The organism is Acinetobacter sp. CIP 51.11, from assembly GCF_000369665.1.
Taxonomy (GTDB): Bacteria; Pseudomonadota; Gammaproteobacteria; order Pseudomonadales; family Moraxellaceae; genus Acinetobacter; species Acinetobacter lwoffii_S.
This window is the reverse complement of sequence record NZ_KB850129.1, coordinates 976,651-992,566: the sequence shown is the minus strand read 5'-3', so window position 1 is coordinate 992,566 and position 15,916 is coordinate 976,651. Positions and strand designations below refer to the sequence as shown.

Here is a 15,916-nt window from a genome sequence, read left to right as displayed (position 1 = left end):
GTTATGGTTCAAATCCCCTGTTTAAAATGGGGTTTTTGGTGTTTATTTATACATTAAAATTGTAGAGCTTCAAATACAAGCTCTAGTTGATCATTCAAGTAAATATGCACAGACTTTTTAACTACATGCGGTGGAATGTCATCCGCCACACAATAGGTTCCTGCAATTGAAATCAGTTCAGCTTCGAGGCTATGACAGAAAATGCGTGCTGCAGTATTGCCACCCGCGCCCGCAATGACACGGCCACGTGCGCTGCCATAGACATGAATATTGCCCGAAGCAATCACTTCTGAACCACTGTTGATGCCGGCATTAATAATAATGTCGCCATTATGCTGCACGATACATTGGCCGGTACGCAGGATTTCATCATGATATGAGGTGATATGCGCAACGATCGGGGCAGCAGGGGCTTGATCATCATTCACCGCTGTAGGTTCTGGTTTAACTTCCACCACCTGTTCTTTGGTGGCTTTAATTTCTTCTAACTGCCGATCAGGTGGCAGTACCGGGAACTGAATGGCGCGCGCCTGATCTCCAAGTAAGCCTTCAGTAACAGCCATAGGCTGTACATCCAGACTGATTAACAGTTGGATCAGCGCAATGAGTTCCTGTTCAACTGAACTTTCAATGACTGCCAAAGTGCCGGGTGGAAATGCTGCTTGTAATTTTGGGCTAAGTTGCTGGCGGATTGCATCATGATCATTGGTATCTAGGCTAATGCGTATCGCATTGACCATTCTGCCTTTTATCCGTATATCAGCCATAATTCTTCCTTAAATACTTCTGACCTGCTGGTTTTGTGTCGAAGCAATGTTGTAAATAGTGCAAATCCTAGAACAAATTGCAGTAATTCTCTAGCGATCTCAGTTATTTTTTTATGCGAACAGGACCGGACGGATTAGTCTGATTCTGTACTTTAAACTTTACTTATCTATTGAGCTCTGATTTTGCTCATGTTCTTCTAAAATCTGTTGCCACTGTTTGACTTTTACCTGTTTTCGGATTGCTTCAAGTGTTTCAAAAACAGCCGATTCGACCAATTTATCAATATGTGGATTATGTTCAATCTGAATCTGGCTGATTTTATCTGAAATTAGGGTAAAAGTCGGATTTTCTTTTTGACCTGTGTGGGTAAATGGTTCAATCAGTCCTTGCGTGATATTTTCTCCGAGGCGTTGACCAATACTTTGAATTTGCTGTTCAATCCGGCTACCTACGATTGGAATCAAACGTAATAATTGGGTCAGTTCTGGAGTATCTTCAATCGCCTGGTTCACTACTTGCCCTACATTTTTAGCGATCATGGAACGTTGTGACTGCAATTCCTTACCCAAAGATTCCTGCAAGATATCTGCCAAGGCAATGGCCAGTAATTTACGGTGATGTTCCACCAAATCATCAATTAACTGTTTATGTGATGTACTTGTGGTCAGTTCACGCTTGATGCCGTCCAGTACAGTCAGTACCACCCGACTAGAAAGCTCTTCCATCAGCATGTTGTAATAAAAGTTGCCTTGGCGATACCAGCGATTGGGAATTACTTTATAACCATGGCTATGCAAGTTGTAGCCAATCGCAACCGCACGCAGCAGGCGCAGGAAACGTAGTTGAGGGATAATGGATAAAATTTCATACCAGTGCACAAAAGGGAAGAACCACCAGCGTCGATGATGACGCAGAACAATCGCGATGACCCAGCGTGCCAGTAATTCACAGACCAAGAAGGTGGTAAACCAGCCCTCGGTAATAATGACCCAAGGGCGTAAATCACTTTTATAAAACTGCAACACTTCGGGTAAACGAATGAAGTCAAACAACCACTGACCAAAATCGCTCATTAAAATGGCGTTGGCACTGAGACAGAACAGGTTGATGACGATCAAAACCATCATGAAAATGTCGTAAATCAGTGCAATTTTCCAGCCCCAGGTTCCTTTACGAACAAATTTAAAGGAGCTGGACGTAATGTCCGGGTTGTCGTTCTTCATAATTACTCAGTTACAGATCCGACCGGGGCTTGGGCAAAGTTCTGCTGCATTTGTGCGATGAGCTGATCTTTTTCGGTCCAGATTTGATCAATCCATTTTTGAAAGCGTGCACGATATTCAGCATCATCTTCATAATTGCCGCCCAGTACCCAGTCTGGAATATCAATTTTTCTTAAATTTACCGCAATACGTGGCACTTCACCTAACCAAAATTCACCATAGCCCGGAATACCGTCAGGATAAACAATGGTCATGTCGACCAGCGCATCAATTTTATCGCCGAGAATACTGAGTGCTAATGCCAGACCGCCGGCTTTAGGTTTCAGTAAATGTGTATAGGGAGACTGCTGCTGATCATGTTTTTCTTGGGTAAAACGCGTGCCTTCCAGATAATTTAACAGGGTAAAAGGCTGACTGATCAGCTGTTCACAGGATTTACGTGCCTCTTCCATATCCCGATATTTCAGCGCAGGATTTTTAGCAATCTGTTCCTTGCTATGCCGTTTCATCATTGGGAAACCCAAAATTTTAAAGGCCTGACCAACAAAAGGAATAAAAATAAGTTCCCATTTGGTAAAGAAGCGCGTCAGGGGCATACGGGTCAGACCGAAGTATTGATTGACAGTAGTATCGACCCAGCTCTGATGATTACAGGTCATCAAATAACGGCCCTGCATATTCAAATCCAGTGATTCATCTACGCTGATTTGCCATTGCGTGTTTTTCAGCACATGCTCAATCAGCCAGTTGTTGACCCCTAACCAGCTGTTGGTAATCTTGATATTGGTTTCATCCACTTTTGCGGATTTTTTAAAAATTTTGGTTAAACCCAAGGCCAGCACCGGGGGGCCATGAAAAAAAGTACTGCCAGTCATGACTGAAGTGACCGTCAGGCCACGTGCCAGTTTTTTTAAAGTCGGTTGCTTATTGCTATTTGATGACATATCCAAACAGTCCCCACAGATTAATCGCTTAAATTTTTTCATATTTTGAGTAATATAGAGACAGTTAGGCAAATAAAAAAGCCTGAACAGGAAACTATGAAGATATTGTGATGAACTACTTTGATTTAGTTACATATAAACATTACAAAATATTACTAAACGATTTATTATTAACAAAAATTCAATGGTTACACCATTCAATTTAAATCATTATCTCGCTTATACAACAAAGCATACAACAAGGAGTCATGCGATGCGTGCACTAGTAATTTCAGCAGCTGTAGCAGGGGCCGTAGCACTTACAGGTTGTCAATCAACTGGCAGTAACATCGGTGGTGTGGAATATGATAAAGCGGCTTTAGGTACTTTAATTGGTGCTGCGGCTGGCTACGGCGTTTCTAAAAGTAATGCAAATACTAGCCGTCAAAACAACCGTGCAGCAGCAATTGGTGCTGTTGTAGGTGGCGCAGCAGGTATTTATCTTGATAATAAAGAGAAAAAATTACGTCAAGCAACAGCAGGTACTGGCGTAGACGTTAACCGTAATGCAGATGGTTCGATTAACCTTGTAATGCCGGGCAGCATTACATTTGATACCAACAAATCAAATATCAAACCAAACTTCTATGGCACTTTGAACAAAGTAGCGCAAGTATTAACTGAAGATAACAAGAGCGGTATTCTTGTAACTGGTTATACAGACAGCACGGGTAATGACTCAATTAACTTGCCATTGTCTCAAGCACGCGCAAACTCTGTAGCGACTTACTTGGCAGGCCAAGGTGTTTCACGTACACGTATTAATGCTCAAGGTTTAGGTTCAGCGAACCCAATTGCAGACAATACAACTGCTGCAGGTAAAGAGCAAAACCGTCGTGTAGAAATCGCGGTATATGCAGTTCAATAATTCTTGAACGCTTAAGAAAAAACCACCTTCGGGTGGTTTTTTTATATCTGAATATTGACCTGATTAATCGTATTTTAAATTAGGCAACTGACGCAGAGATGACTATAATCGGAGCCGAATCTAGAAGAGGAAGCCATATGTCACTCGCCAGTCAGTTAAATGACAAGCAACTTGAAGCCATGAAATACACTCAAGGACCCTTGTTAGTACTTGCAGGAGCGGGTTCAGGCAAGACTTCAGTGATCACGCGAAAAATCGCGTATTTAGTCAAGCATTGTGGGATTCCCGCACATCGTATTACTGCGATGACTTTTACCAACAAGGCAGCACGTGAGATGAAAGAGCGTGTCAGCAAATTGTTGACGCGTGAAGAAAGTAAAGGCGTTTCAGTTTCGACCTTCCATACTTTTGGCCTGAATATGCTGCGCCTGGAGTTGAAACATACCCCACTGAAAAATAATTTCTCGATTCTGGATGCTGACGACTGTAAACGCATTCTGATGGATCTGATGCAGCGTGACAATTTTTCCGGTGCAGAAAGCAAAGAACTGATTGCCAAAGCCATGAAAATGATCTCGGACTGGAAAAATGATCTGATTCCACCCGAGCAGGCACATACTACCTGTGAAACTGCCGAAGATGTGCAGTTTGCGCATTTATATCAATTATATGAACGTAATTTGCGTGCCTATAACGCCGTGGATTTTGATGACCTGATTGTGATGCCAACGCGCTTGCTGCAGGAAAATGCCGAAGTTCGTGACAAATGGCAAAATCGCGTGCGTTATTTGCTGGTCGATGAATATCAGGATACCAATACGGCGCAGTATATTCTGGTGAAATTACTGGTTGGCGTGATGGGACAGTTCACCGCCGTAGGCGATGATGACCAGTCGATTTATGCCTGGCGTGGTGCTAAACCGGAAAATATGGCCTTGCTGCAGCAGGATTTTCCTAATTTAAAAGTGATTAAACTGGAACAGAACTATCGTTCGACCAGTCGTATTCTCAAAGCAGCCAACACCGTGATTGGTAATAATCCGCATATTTTTGATAAAAAGCTTTGGTCGGACAAAGGCCATGGTGAAGTGATCCGTGTGATTACCTGCCGCAATGATGATGATGAAGCAGAACGCGTGGTTAAAGACCTGATCACGCATAAATTGATGAACGGTAAAAGCTGGAAAGATTATGCGGTGTTGTACCGCGGCAATTTCCAGGCGCGTATTTTAGAAACCCATCTGCGCCAGATGCAGATTCCGTATAAATTATCTGGCGGACAGTCCTTCTTCGCACGTGCCGAAATCAAGGACATGATGAGCTATTTACGCTTGATCATTAACCCTGAAGATGACAGTGCATTTTTACGAATTATCAATACGCCAAAACGGGCAATTGGTCCGGTAACACTGGAAAAGCTCGGTCTATTTGCTCAGGAAAATAATCTGTCGCTTCTGGCTGCGGCTGCGGATCAGCGTCTGACCATGGCGATTCCGAAAAAGGCCACGACTCAATTGGCTGAGTTTGCCGATTTTATTGAGGGTTTTACCCGCAATTTACTGGATGATGATGAACCAGTGCCAATTATCCGCCAGATGATGATTGAAGCCGGTTATATCGATTACATCAAGGAAACTGCAGCCACACCAGCGCAGGAAAAGACCAAGCTCGACAATATCGAAGTGCTCTATAGCAGCATTCAAAGCCTGATTAACCGCGCTGAAGATGTTGATGAAAAAAATATTGAAAGTGTGATTCGTAAAATGGTGCTGCTGGACATGCTCGAGCAGCAGCAGGAAGAAGAGGACACCGATAAAGTCAATTTATTGACTTTGCATGCGTCTAAAGGTCTGGAATTTCCTTATGTCTATCTGATCGGGCTGGAAGAAGAAATTCTGCCACATAAAAACTCGATCGCTGCAGAAACGGTCGAAGAGGAACGCCGTCTGATGTATGTGGGTATTACCCGTGCACGTCAGGGCTTGACCATTACTTTGGCAGAACAGCGCAAGGCGGGCGGGCAGATGAAGCAAATGACCCCAAGCCGTTTCCTGGATGAATTACCAGAAGATGAGCTGGAATGGTTAGGTCGTAAGAAAAAGCTGGCCGGTAACATCGATCCAAAATTACAAGCCCAACATTATCTTGATAATTTGCGTAATCTTATCAAACGATAAGGTACAAGACTTGCTCTTATTTTAAATGAAACAACAGGAATGAATACATGAAAGTTCAGGTGAAAGTCCTTGACTCGCGTCTCGGTCAGGAATGGCCATTACCGACTTATGCTACGACAGGTTCAGCGGGGTTGGATTTGCGTGCGTGTGTTACAGAAACTACGATCATTGAACCAGGCCAAACGGTCTTGGTGAAAACTGGTTTAGCAATCTATATTGAAGATCCTGCATTTGCTGGCCTGATCTTGCCACGTTCGGGTTTGGGCCATAAACATGGGATCGTGTTGGGTAACCTGGTGGGTTTAATCGATTCTGATTATCAGGGTGAATTGATGGTATCCGTTTGGAACCGTAGCCAGACGGCATTCAGCTTGGAGCCAGGTGAACGTTTGGCGCAGTATGTCTTGGTTCCGGTGGTACAGGCTGAATTTGATCTGGTGAATGAATTCGAAGCGACTGAACGCGGTGCTGGCGGTTTTGGTCATACGGGTAAAAACTAAATTTTAATCGTGGCTTACATTCATTAGCTGGATGTAAGTCATTTTTAGTTGATTAGATTCAATATTAAAAGAAAGAGCGGATTGAAATATATTTAAAAATAAAACCTTATTTTCTGGCCAAGTAGAATTATTTAAATTTAAAATTTATGTAGTGATCAAATATCTAATCAGATGAAACTCAAAATAAATATAATTAAATAATCATTGTTTAATTACAAGAACCCTATAATTCTAAAGTTGTAGATTATATTTTTATAATTGATTGTTACATTGAAATCGTTTAAAAATAGCGGGTCTTAAAACAAAAACAAATGTTTAAAGTCATTATGCTGAAATCATCATTTTAAATCTCCTTATTTTAACGAATAGTGAAAAGACAGTTTTATGGGATCTATGAATCATCCATTCCCCATGCATATCTTTCGTGCTTATGACATACGCGGTAACGTCAGTCTATTAGGTGCCGGGATCATTGATGCAATTGCCCACGGTTTAGCCCAGCAGTATCAGACTGCGGGAGAGACACGTGTCGCCATTGGTTATGATGCACGCATCAGTAGTCCGGCTTTTGCCGACACGATTGCCCGTATTTTTAAAGATTATTCGCTGGAAGCCACTATTGTAGGTTGTTGTTCCAGCCCAATGCTATATTTCACCGCACGCCAGTTTGATGGCAATGGCATTATGGTCACTGCCAGTCATAATCCTAAAGAAGATAATGGTATTAAATGGATTATTGATGGTGAACCACCTTGTCCTGAGATGATTCAACAGGTGGCCCAACTGGCAAAGTCACATTGCGATAGCCAGCTAATTACTTTAGCTGAACTGCCGCATCAGATTATTCCAGAGTTTTGCCTGCAGTATCAGCAGGGAATATTAGAAGATATTCAATTAAAGCGCTCATTTAAAGTGATTCTGGATGGTCTGCATGGCTCAGCCGGACGTTGTGCTGACTTGGTACTCAGAAAAATGGGCTGTGAAGTGATTGCTTTACGTTGTGAGGCGAATGGACATTTTCCGGATCATGCGCCGGATCCTTCGCAAGACAAACATCTTGAGACTTTACGTCAAACCGTCATGCAACAGCAGGCTGATCTCGGTATTGCCTTGGACGGTGATGGCGATCGCTTGGTTCTGATTGATGAACATGGTCAGATTATTACAGCCGATCAGTTATTGTGCCTGTTTGCTGAAATTTGTCTCAATGATTCAGCGCCATGCCAATTTGTTTATGATGTGAAATGTTCAACCTTAGTTCGTGATACGGTGCAACGTTTAGGTGGAGAGCCGGTGATGATTCGTACCGGCAGTTCATTTCTCAGAACTTATCTGAACCAGTCTCAGCATCAGGCGATTTTTGGTGGGGAATATGCCGGACATTATGTCTTTAATGATGGTCGCGGTTGGGGCTATGATGATGGACTCTATGCAGCGCTCAGAGTCATGGAATATCTGGATCAAACTGGTCTAAGTTTGGCGCAGGCCTTGGCGGCTTATCCAAAACGACATGGTACTGAAGATCTTTATATTTCAACGCGTCAAGTACGTCCTGTTGAGCTTTTAAACTTCGTTGAACAACAATCCGCAAGAATTAATGCGCAAATCAGTAAAATTGATGGGATACGTCTTGATTTTGAGGATGGTTTTGGCATCATTCGAGCATCCAATACAGGTGAGTATTTCACAGTGCGCTTTGATGCCAATAATGCCCAAGGTCTAAATGAAATTCGTCATCTGTTTGTAGCCATGTTGCGTGACCGTTATCCAGAGATCGCTCAAGACATTTTAGATGCTCAATAAGGAGAGGCGAATGCCAAATCAACAAACAGGCATCGACAAAGCACAGATTTTGACAGAAGCTTTGCCGTATATTCAACGCTTTGCGGGTAAAACCCTGGTGGTAAAATACGGCGGTAACGCGATGACCGATCCTGAGCTGGAAAGTTCATTTGCACGTGATATCGTATTATTAAAAACAGTCGGTATTAATCCGATCGTGGTACATGGTGGTGGCCCGCAAGTCGATTCCATGCTGAAACAGCTGGGCCGCGAATCAGACCGTATTGACGGCATGCGCGTGACTGATCCTGCGACCATGGAAGTAGTCGAGATGGTACTTGGCGGTAGCGTTAACAAATCTATCGTGAACCTGATTAACCAGCATGGTGGTCGTGCGATTGGTCTTACCGGTAAAGACGGCAACCTGATTCGTGCGCAAAAGCTGCTGATGGAAAAAGTGGCTGAAGATGGTTCAGTTGAGCAAATTGATCTGGGTCTGGTCGGTGAAGTCGTTGGCGTGAAAACCGATGTTCTGGAAATGTTTACCAATAGTGACTTTATTCCAGTCATTGCCCCGCTAGGTGTCGATGAAGAAGGCAATACCTATAATATCAATGCTGATTTGGTCGCTGGTAAAGTCGCTGAAGCCTTAGGTGCAGAAAAACTGATTTTGCTCACCAATATCACCGGTGTCTTGGATGAAAATAAAAACCTGTTGACTGGTTTGACCACTCAGGAAGTCGATCGTCTGATCGAAACTGGCGTGATCTATGGCGGCATGATTCCAAAGGTCGGTTGTGCGCTGGATGCGGTAAAAGGCGGTGTCGTGAGTGCACATATCGTGGATGGTCGTGTACCACATGCCAGCTTGCTGGAAATTTTCACTGATCATGGTGTGGGCACCCTCATTACCAATCGTGCCAATCCGCATCGTTCTTAAGCCAATTTTTGCGAAAAAGAGTCTCAATAGAGGCTCTTTTTTATTTGGATTTATCAAACCCAGATATTTGAAATGACAGGAACAGTCATGCACAATAAGCTTCTAAGTAAATAGAGAGCTGAAACCAGACCATGTGCCAACTGCTCGGAATGAATTGTGCCACCCCGACGGATATTACTTTTTCCTTCCGCGGATTTTCCCAGCGGGCGGGCATTACCTCTGATCATGCGGATGGTTTTGGGATTGCTTTCTTTGAAGATAAAGCCTGCCGTCTGTTCGTCGATAACCAGTCTGCGGTTGAGTCGCCGATTGCCGAGCTGGTGCGTAATTATCCAATCAAATCACGTAATGTGATTGCGCATATCCGTAAAGCTACGCAAGGCAAAATTAATCTGGAAAATTCCCATCCTTTTAGCCGTGAACTTTGGGGACGGCAGTGGATTTTTGCCCATAATGGCGATTTATATGATTATTTTCCTGAACTGTCAGGGCGCTTTACCCCAGTCGGAAATACCGACAGTGAGCGTGCCTTCTGTTACCTGCTGGATCAACTGGTGAAACGCTTTGGCTATCATGAGCCGAAACTGGATCAGGTTTTCGATCTTCTAGCTGAAATTTCACCTGCAATCGCGGAGCATGGCACCTTTAATTTCTGCCTGTCGAATGGTCAGGCGCTGTTTAGCTATGCGATTACTAAACTCCACTGGCTGGTACGTGAATACCCGTTTAGACCGGCTCAGCTGATTGATATTGATGTCGAAGTGGACTTTAGTCAGGTCACGACTCCTGAAGATCGTGTGGCGGTGATTACCACTGAACCATTGACTCAGAATGAAGAGTGGACTGCTTTCCAGCCGGGTGAAATGATCCTGTTTCAGCATGGGGAAAAAGTGCGTTCTCAGTTGACGCATGTTGAACGTCTGGAACGTGAACGTCTTGATCCTTCCTTAAAACGTGTCACGCGAGCTGATCAATATTAAAACGCGATCAAAGACGGAGTTTAAACTCCGTTTTTTTATATTTTTAAATAAGAAAAAATCTAAGAATAAATAAAGGTTTATTACAGTTTTTGGTTAATTAATATCTTAGCCTTTTACTCAGGATAAATTATTTTTAATTATATATAACAGAAACTTAAAATGAAAAAGCCGGATTTAGGCGGAAAGCCGACTAATTTGCTTCATTTTTATTTGAATCAATACGCTATATGCTCATTTTCACGTTATAAGTCCTTAATATTTATAGGTGGTCGTAATGAAAATGAAATGGGTTCCAGATTATAATACTGGTATCGATGTGATTGACGATCAGCACAAACGAATTCTCGATTATATCAACGAAATTGATGGAATTGATGCCAATACCGAGCGTGCCCGTATTAAACAGATTCTTGATAATATTATTGATTATACCCAGTCGCATTTCACCTTTGAGGAATCTCTTCAGGAAGAAGCCGGCTATAAATATCGGGTGCCGCATAAACGTGTGCATGACCTGTTTATTAAAAAAATCGAGTCTTATCGTGACCGTTTTGAACTGGGACAGTCCATTGAATCAGAGCTGCACGAAGTATTATCGAAATGGCTGATTAACCATATTCAGCACGATGACGCCGATTATGTCGGTGCCGTAAAAGAAAATATGATGGGTATCATCAAGGAAAAAGAAAAGAAAACAGGTAAAAACTGGTTCGCTCGTTTCTTCTCATAATAAAAGACGTAACGAGATAACAAAAATTAAAATCTAATTATAATTTTTGCGCAGCAAATCACTGTCATGGTGGTTTGCTTTTTGTTTTTGATTTTCACCGCTCCACAAGGCAAAATAGCGCTAGATTTTTATAGGAATGCATCATGCAGGACAATGCTATGTCAAAATGGTTATCGCCGCTGATGGCTTTCTGTTTATCGTTTATTATCATCGCGACGCTCGCACCGATAACCGGTATACAGATTGATCGTCAGCTGGATTTCTGGATGCTCTGGTTGGCCACCATGCTGATTCTGGCGCTTCCAGTCTGCTACTTGGAAATTGCTTTGGCCAAGCGCTCTAAAACAACGCCATTACAGGCGCTGTCGACGCTGACCCGTGAAGCTGATGCGTCACAGAAATGGCGTATTGTCGGCTGGTTAAGTGTGATCTTTATTCCGTTTTTGGCAGGTGCCATGCTGAACAATGCCAGTAATGTTCTGGCGGTTGCTGCACTTGATCTTACACCGAATCTTCTGTTGATCGGATTGGCAATTGCTGCGCTGGCCTTGTCACTGCTGCCACGTCAAATTTTATTAGTGGTTACAGCGATTGGTGTGCTGGCGTCTCTGGTTCTGGCCAATGTGATGGGAACTGCGCTACCTGCATGGCAAGTCACACCAGTCGAGTTCTCGGAATGGGGCAATGCCACCGTATTGGCTTTGGTCGCAAGTGGTCTGGGCATGGGCTTGTACTGGCAATCTAGCCTGAGCGCTTTACAACAACAGGATGTTGCCAGCAAGACGGTATTGCCGATCTGGATTGCGCAGCTCGTTGCTGTCATTGCATTTGCTTTCTTTGCCGTACAAGCACAAATTCCTGCATTTACTCTGGTCGCAGCAATGGTGGCAGCTGCTGCATTAATTCTGCAAATGGCACGTGAACAATTACAGCAACGCCAGCTTCATCCTGCGATTCAATGGGCGATTGTGGCGGCGGTTACACTGATCTGGGCTATTCCAAATCTAAGCCCAATTTTCAATGTGGTCTTGTTAGTCTGGGGCCTATTGATTTGTTTGATCTATGCACTGTTTGCCGGCTGGATCATGAAGATCAGTCATTTGCGTAAATCAATGAATTTTAGCTCTGAAGCGTTTTATAACATCTGGCGTATTGCAGTACGTGTGGTGTTGCCGGTCGGGATTATTCTGGCAATCATTGCTGTCTTAGGACAATTCGTCTGATGAGTGAGGCGATGATCTGGGTAGCGTATGCGACGTCAGAAAAACAATTTCATCTAGCCGTGCCATTTCAGCCTGGCATGACGGCACTGGATGCGATTCAGCAAAGTAGAATCCGTGAGCAGGTCGAATTGCCTGAACCGTTATCTCTGGGCATTTTTGGCGTGCGTTTGCAAGATCATCAGCAGCTATTGGCAGCAGGGGATCGGGTGGAAATTTACCGAGCACTGACCATCAATCCTAAGGATATTCGACGTAGACGTGCCGAAAAAAATCCGGTGGGTCGTTATGCCAGAGGCAATCTTTTAAGAAAGCTGAAACCGTCTTCCGAATAGAAAGCGGCTTGAATGAGCAGTAGCCTCAATGATCTGCTCAATCAATCAGCTTAATCAAAAAAGCCCCTGATGATTCAGGGGCTTTTTCATGAGAAACCGACTATAGTGGAGGAGCATTTAAAATTGCTTCTTTTGATCCTGGTAAGCCGGGTTGAGATTCTGGAATCGTCTCCAGACCTTCAACACGTTCTACGATACCAGACTGGTTAAAGTAGATTTTCAAATGCTGGCCTTGGGCTGCCGGGATCTTGGCTTTTTTAGCGTAGGTTCCTGGGGTATAGTTATAGATGTAGTCCCAACGTAAAGGATTCAGTGGATCGCTTACTGTTGGACTGCCCAGTAAGAAACGCACCTGTTGATGGCTCATTCCTACCTGAATTTTAGCGGCTTGTGCTTGGGTTAAAGGGGTTCCTTGTGGAATATCTACTTTATAAACACCTAATGTCGAACAGCCGACGAGCAATGAAGTGACGAATAACGTCAACATGATTTTTTGCATTTTGCTAAACTATCCCAAATTAATTATGATGCATTTGATCCAAGGATAGATCATACTGCATCTAAACTTTGTTGCATATTCCAACTTTGATTTTGTTGAGAGACCTTTTTACATGACTATTTCAAACCAAGATTTACGAAAAGCTGGGCTGAAAGTTACCCTTCCACGAATTAAAATATTAGAACTACTAGAAAATTCAAGACAACATCATTTAAGTGCGGAAGATATTTACAAGACTTTACTCGATCAGGGCGAAGATGTAGGTTTAGCAACTGTGTATCGTGTGTTAACGCAGTTTGAAGCCGCCGGCATCATTGAACGCCATAATTTTGAAAATAATCATTCAGTTTTTGAAATTATGCAGGAAGATCACCACGATCACCTGGTGTGTTTAAATTGCAGCAAAGTTGTTGAATTTATTAATGATACAATTGAAAAAGAGCAGCATGACGTTGCCGAGAAATTTGGTTTTGAATTAACCGGTCACTCCCTGAATCTTTATGGCTACTGCGATGCGACTGCATGTCAGGAAGTGTTTCGTAAAAAATAATTTGAGCTTGGTTCAAACAAAAAAAACAGGCTTCATGGGAAGCCTGTTTTTTTATGCCTTCAAGATGATCAGGACTGACCATCAAAGGTAATATTGGAATGTGCACGTAATAAGTGGCTGCCACCTTCTTCTGACAGTTTGATTTGCAGACGCAGATCGTTGGGTGAGTCCGCATGTTTCAGCGCATCTTTATAGCTGATCTGTTTGGCTTTATACAAATCATACAGCGCCTGATCGAAGGTCTGCATGCCCAGTTCACGGGAACGCTTCATCAGATCCTTGATCTCATGCACATCACCTTTACGAATCAAGTCGGCAATCAGTGGTGAGTTAATCAGAATCTCAATCGCTGCACGGCGACCATTACCATCGATGGTTGGAATCAGTTGCTGTGCCACAATGGCTTTCATGTTCAGGGACAAGTCCATGAACAGCTGATTATGTCGGTCTGCTTCGAAGAAATGGATAATCCGGTCAATCGCTTGGTTGGCGTTGTTGGCGTGCAGGGTAGCAAAGACCAGATGACCGGTTTCGGCAAAGGCAATCGCATAATCCATGGTTTCACGTGAACGGATCTCACCGATCAGAATCACGTCTGGTGCCTGACGCAGGGTATTTTTCAGGGCAATTTCAAATGAATCAGTATCGATGCCGACTTCACGCTGGGTGATAATACAGCCCTTATGCTGGTGAATAAATTCGATCGGATCTTCAATGGTAATGATATGACCTTTGGAATTTTCATTACGATAACCGACCAAAGACGCCAGCGAGGTTGATTTACCGGTACCCGTTGCCCCGACAAAAATAATGATGCCACGTTTGGTCATCGCCAGTTCTTTTAGAATCGGCGGTAACTTGAGTTCATCCATCGTGGGAATAACAGTTTCAATCCGACGCAGCACCATCCCCGGTTGATCTCGTTGCTGAAAGGCACTGACACGGAAGCGGGCACTTTTATCCGGTGTGCTGATGGCAAAGTTACATTCACGACTGTCAGCAAATTCTTTACGCTGCTTTTCGGTCATGATGGAATTGAGCAGTTGTCCTACTGCCGCACCCGGTAATTTTACTGAGCCAATCGGTAAAATCTGACCATTAATCTTGATGGATGGTTCGACATCGGCAGTAATGAACAGATCCGATGCTTTTTTCTCCACCATATAATCGAGTAAGCCGTTAAAATCCATGTATATAAACCCCAATACAATTCAATTTTCTTATAAAAATGCTTCTGGCTGTTTGGCTGCAGTACGTGCAACTTGCGGGCTGATCAAACCTTTGGACACCAGTGTTTTCAGGGTCTGGTCCAGTGTGGTCATGCCATAGTTGGCACCGGTCTGAATTGCTGAGTACATTTGTGCGACTTTGTTTTCACGAATTAGGTTACGAATCGCCGGAATACCAATCATGATTTCATGCGCCGCCACACGCCCACCGCCATTTTTCTTCAGCAGAGCCTGTGAAACTACGGCTTGTAGGGATTCAGACAACATGGCACGTACCATGTCTTTTTCTTCAGCAGGGAATACGTCGATCACACGGTCAATGGTTTTGGCCGCTGAGGTGGTATGCAGGGTGCCGAAAACAAGGTGACCCGTTTCTGCCGCAGTTAAAGCCAGACGAATGGTTTCAAGGTCACGCATCTCACCGACCAGAATAATATCCGGGTCTTCACGTAATGCAGAACGTAATGCTTCATTAAAGCCATGGGTATCACGATGTACTTCACGCTGGTTAATCAGACATTTTTTGGATTGATGCACAAATTCGATTGGGTCTTCGACGGTCAGAATATGGTCATAGCGGTTGTCATTAATATAGTCCAGCATCGCCGCCAAGGTAGTTGATTTACCCGAACCGGTAGGACCTGTGACGAGGACCAGACCACGTGGATATTCACAGATATCCTTAAAAATCTGTCCCATGCCCAGATCTTCAAGCGTCAGGACTTTAGAGGGAATGGTACGGAATACTGCACCGGCACCGCGGTTCTGGTTAAATGCGTTGACACGGAAACGCGCCACGCCAGGCACTTCAAAAGAAAAGTCAGTTTCCAGATTTTCTTCAAAATCACGGCGTTGCTTGTCGTTCATAATATCGTACACCAGTTTGTGTACTTCTTTATGTTCCAGTGCAGGCAGGTTGATGCGACGAACTTCCCCATCGACACGAATCATTGGCGGTAAGCCCGCAGACAAGTGTAAATCCGACGCACCATTTTTAGCAGAAAATGCCAACAATTCTGTGATATCCATAAGGTCCCCGAGTTCATTAAAATGTTAATTATTTTGATAGAATAATAAGGCTTTCCCACAGCTTAACCAACACTTAGTTCATGGGCAAGGGAAAAAAAGATGA

At 43.6% G+C, this 15,916-nt stretch carries 16 protein-coding genes; 10 read left to right on the top strand and 6 right to left on the bottom strand.

Going from position 1 to position 15,916, the window contains the following annotated elements; all coding sequences use genetic code 11:
* Positions 1-53 precede the first annotated feature (53 nt).
* The 3 genes from minC to F894_RS08410 form a co-directional block, all read right to left on the bottom strand.
* On the bottom strand, positions 54-767 hold the full coding sequence (gene minC / locus F894_RS08420) for a septum site-determining protein MinC (protein ID WP_005247112.1): 714 nt from the start codon (positions 765-767) through the stop codon (positions 54-56).
* A 159-nt stretch (positions 768-926) separates the two neighbouring features.
* On the bottom strand, positions 927-1,991 hold the full coding sequence (locus tag F894_RS08415; protein ID WP_005247111.1) for a hypothetical protein: 1,065 nt from the start codon (positions 1,989-1,991) through the stop codon (positions 927-929).
* A gap of 2 nt (positions 1,992-1,993) precedes the next feature.
* Positions 1,994-2,935 carry an acyltransferase gene (locus F894_RS08410; RefSeq protein WP_005247110.1) on the bottom strand — a complete coding sequence of 314 codons (942 nt, stop codon included), beginning with the start codon at positions 2,933-2,935 and terminating at the stop codon, positions 1,994-1,996.
* Positions 2,936-3,188: 253 nt separating this feature from the next.
* Here F894_RS08410 and F894_RS08405 point away from each other — a divergent pair, with 253 nt between their 5' ends.
* The 9 genes from F894_RS08405 (at position 3,189) to F894_RS08365 (ending at position 12,506) form a co-directional block, all read left to right on the top strand.
* On the top strand, positions 3,189-3,842 hold the full coding sequence (locus F894_RS08405; protein WP_005247109.1) for a YiaD family glycine zipper/OmpA-like lipoprotein: 654 nt from the start codon (positions 3,189-3,191) through the stop codon (positions 3,840-3,842).
* Between the two features lie 137 nt (positions 3,843-3,979).
* Positions 3,980-6,019 (top strand): UvrD-helicase domain-containing protein, encoded by a 2,040-nt coding sequence (locus F894_RS08400; protein ID WP_005247108.1) that lies wholly within the window; start codon positions 3,980-3,982, stop codon positions 6,017-6,019.
* 47 nt (positions 6,020-6,066) lie between these two features.
* Positions 6,067-6,519, top strand: a complete 453-nt coding sequence (gene dut, locus F894_RS08395) for a dUTP diphosphatase (protein ID WP_005247107.1) — start codon at positions 6,067-6,069, stop codon at positions 6,517-6,519.
* Between the two features lie 384 nt (positions 6,520-6,903).
* A complete protein-coding gene (locus tag F894_RS08390) occupies positions 6,904-8,322 on the top strand; it encodes a phosphomannomutase/phosphoglucomutase (protein ID WP_005247105.1) in 1,419 nt (472 codons plus the stop codon).
* A 10-nt stretch (positions 8,323-8,332) separates the two neighbouring features.
* A complete protein-coding gene (argB, locus tag F894_RS08385) occupies positions 8,333-9,241 on the top strand; it encodes an acetylglutamate kinase (RefSeq protein ID WP_004279270.1) in 909 nt (302 codons plus the stop codon).
* 131 nt (positions 9,242-9,372) lie between these two features.
* Positions 9,373-10,221 carry a class II glutamine amidotransferase gene (locus F894_RS08380; protein ID WP_005247103.1) on the top strand — a complete coding sequence of 283 codons (849 nt, stop codon included), beginning with the start codon at positions 9,373-9,375 and terminating at the stop codon, positions 10,219-10,221.
* A 274-nt stretch (positions 10,222-10,495) separates the two neighbouring features.
* The gene (locus tag F894_RS08375; RefSeq protein ID WP_005247102.1) at positions 10,496-10,951 is read left to right on the top strand and encodes a bacteriohemerythrin; all 456 of its coding nucleotides are present in this window, start codon (positions 10,496-10,498) and stop codon (positions 10,949-10,951) included.
* Positions 10,952-11,094: 143 nt separating this feature from the next.
* Positions 11,095-12,174, top strand: coding sequence for a hypothetical protein (locus F894_RS08370; RefSeq protein WP_005247101.1), 1,080 nt, complete (start codon positions 11,095-11,097; stop codon positions 12,172-12,174).
* Entirely contained in the window at positions 12,174-12,506 is a 333-nt protein-coding gene (locus tag F894_RS08365) for an RnfH family protein (protein ID WP_005247100.1), read from the top strand. The genes F894_RS08370 and F894_RS08365 overlap by 1 nt, the downstream gene beginning before the upstream one ends.
* A gap of 100 nt (positions 12,507-12,606) precedes the next feature.
* On the opposite strand, the gene F894_RS08360 is transcribed toward F894_RS08365, so the two are convergent.
* Complete coding sequence (locus tag F894_RS08360) at positions 12,607-13,005, bottom strand: outer membrane protein assembly factor BamE (RefSeq protein ID WP_004279275.1); 399 nt, start codon at positions 13,003-13,005, stop codon at positions 12,607-12,609.
* Between the two features lie 112 nt (positions 13,006-13,117).
* Between F894_RS08360 and fur the strand changes: the two genes are divergently transcribed.
* Entirely contained in the window at positions 13,118-13,555 is a 438-nt protein-coding gene (fur, locus tag F894_RS08355) for a ferric iron uptake transcriptional regulator (protein WP_005247099.1), read from the top strand.
* Positions 13,556-13,623: 68 nt separating this feature from the next.
* Here fur and F894_RS08350 read toward each other — a convergent pair whose 3' ends face one another.
* Together F894_RS08350 and F894_RS08345 are read right to left on the bottom strand one after the other, a co-directional pair.
* Entirely contained in the window at positions 13,624-14,745 is a 1,122-nt protein-coding gene (locus tag F894_RS08350) for a PilT/PilU family type 4a pilus ATPase (protein ID WP_004646138.1), read from the bottom strand.
* Between the two features lie 30 nt (positions 14,746-14,775).
* Complete coding sequence (locus F894_RS08345) at positions 14,776-15,813, bottom strand: type IV pilus twitching motility protein PilT (protein ID WP_004279279.1); 1,038 nt, start codon at positions 15,811-15,813, stop codon at positions 14,776-14,778.
* Positions 15,814-15,916: the final 103 nt, after the last annotated feature.

Bases quoted from the DNA above. Each gene is read 5' to 3' on its own strand.
- minC (WP_005247112.1), bottom strand. From the start codon at position 767: ATGGCTGATATACGGATAAAAGGCAGAATGGTCAATGCGATACGCATT.
- F894_RS08415 (WP_005247111.1), bottom strand. From the start codon at position 1,991: ATGAAGAACGACAACCCGGACATTACGTCCAGCTCCTTTAAATTTGTT.
- F894_RS08410 (WP_005247110.1), bottom strand. From the start codon at position 2,935: ATGTCATCAAATAGCAATAAGCAACCGACTTTAAAAAAACTGGCACGT.
- F894_RS08405 (WP_005247109.1), top strand. From the start codon at position 3,189: ATGCGTGCACTAGTAATTTCAGCAGCTGTAGCAGGGGCCGTAGCACTT.
- F894_RS08400 (WP_005247108.1), top strand. From the start codon at position 3,980: ATGTCACTCGCCAGTCAGTTAAATGACAAGCAACTTGAAGCCATGAAA.
- dut (WP_005247107.1), top strand. From the start codon at position 6,067: ATGAAAGTTCAGGTGAAAGTCCTTGACTCGCGTCTCGGTCAGGAATGG.
- F894_RS08390 (WP_005247105.1), top strand. From the start codon at position 6,904: ATGGGATCTATGAATCATCCATTCCCCATGCATATCTTTCGTGCTTAT.
- argB (WP_004279270.1), top strand. From the start codon at position 8,333: ATGCCAAATCAACAAACAGGCATCGACAAAGCACAGATTTTGACAGAA.
- F894_RS08380 (WP_005247103.1), top strand. From the start codon at position 9,373: ATGTGCCAACTGCTCGGAATGAATTGTGCCACCCCGACGGATATTACT.
- F894_RS08375 (WP_005247102.1), top strand. From the start codon at position 10,496: ATGAAAATGAAATGGGTTCCAGATTATAATACTGGTATCGATGTGATT.
- F894_RS08370 (WP_005247101.1), top strand. From the start codon at position 11,095: ATGCAGGACAATGCTATGTCAAAATGGTTATCGCCGCTGATGGCTTTC.
- F894_RS08365 (WP_005247100.1), top strand. From the start codon at position 12,174: ATGAGTGAGGCGATGATCTGGGTAGCGTATGCGACGTCAGAAAAACAA.
- F894_RS08360 (WP_004279275.1), bottom strand. From the start codon at position 13,005: ATGCAAAAAATCATGTTGACGTTATTCGTCACTTCATTGCTCGTCGGC.
- fur (WP_005247099.1), top strand. From the start codon at position 13,118: ATGACTATTTCAAACCAAGATTTACGAAAAGCTGGGCTGAAAGTTACC.
- F894_RS08350 (WP_004646138.1), bottom strand. From the start codon at position 14,745: ATGGATTTTAACGGCTTACTCGATTATATGGTGGAGAAAAAAGCATCG.
- F894_RS08345 (WP_004279279.1), bottom strand. From the start codon at position 15,813: ATGGATATCACAGAATTGTTGGCATTTTCTGCTAAAAATGGTGCGTCG.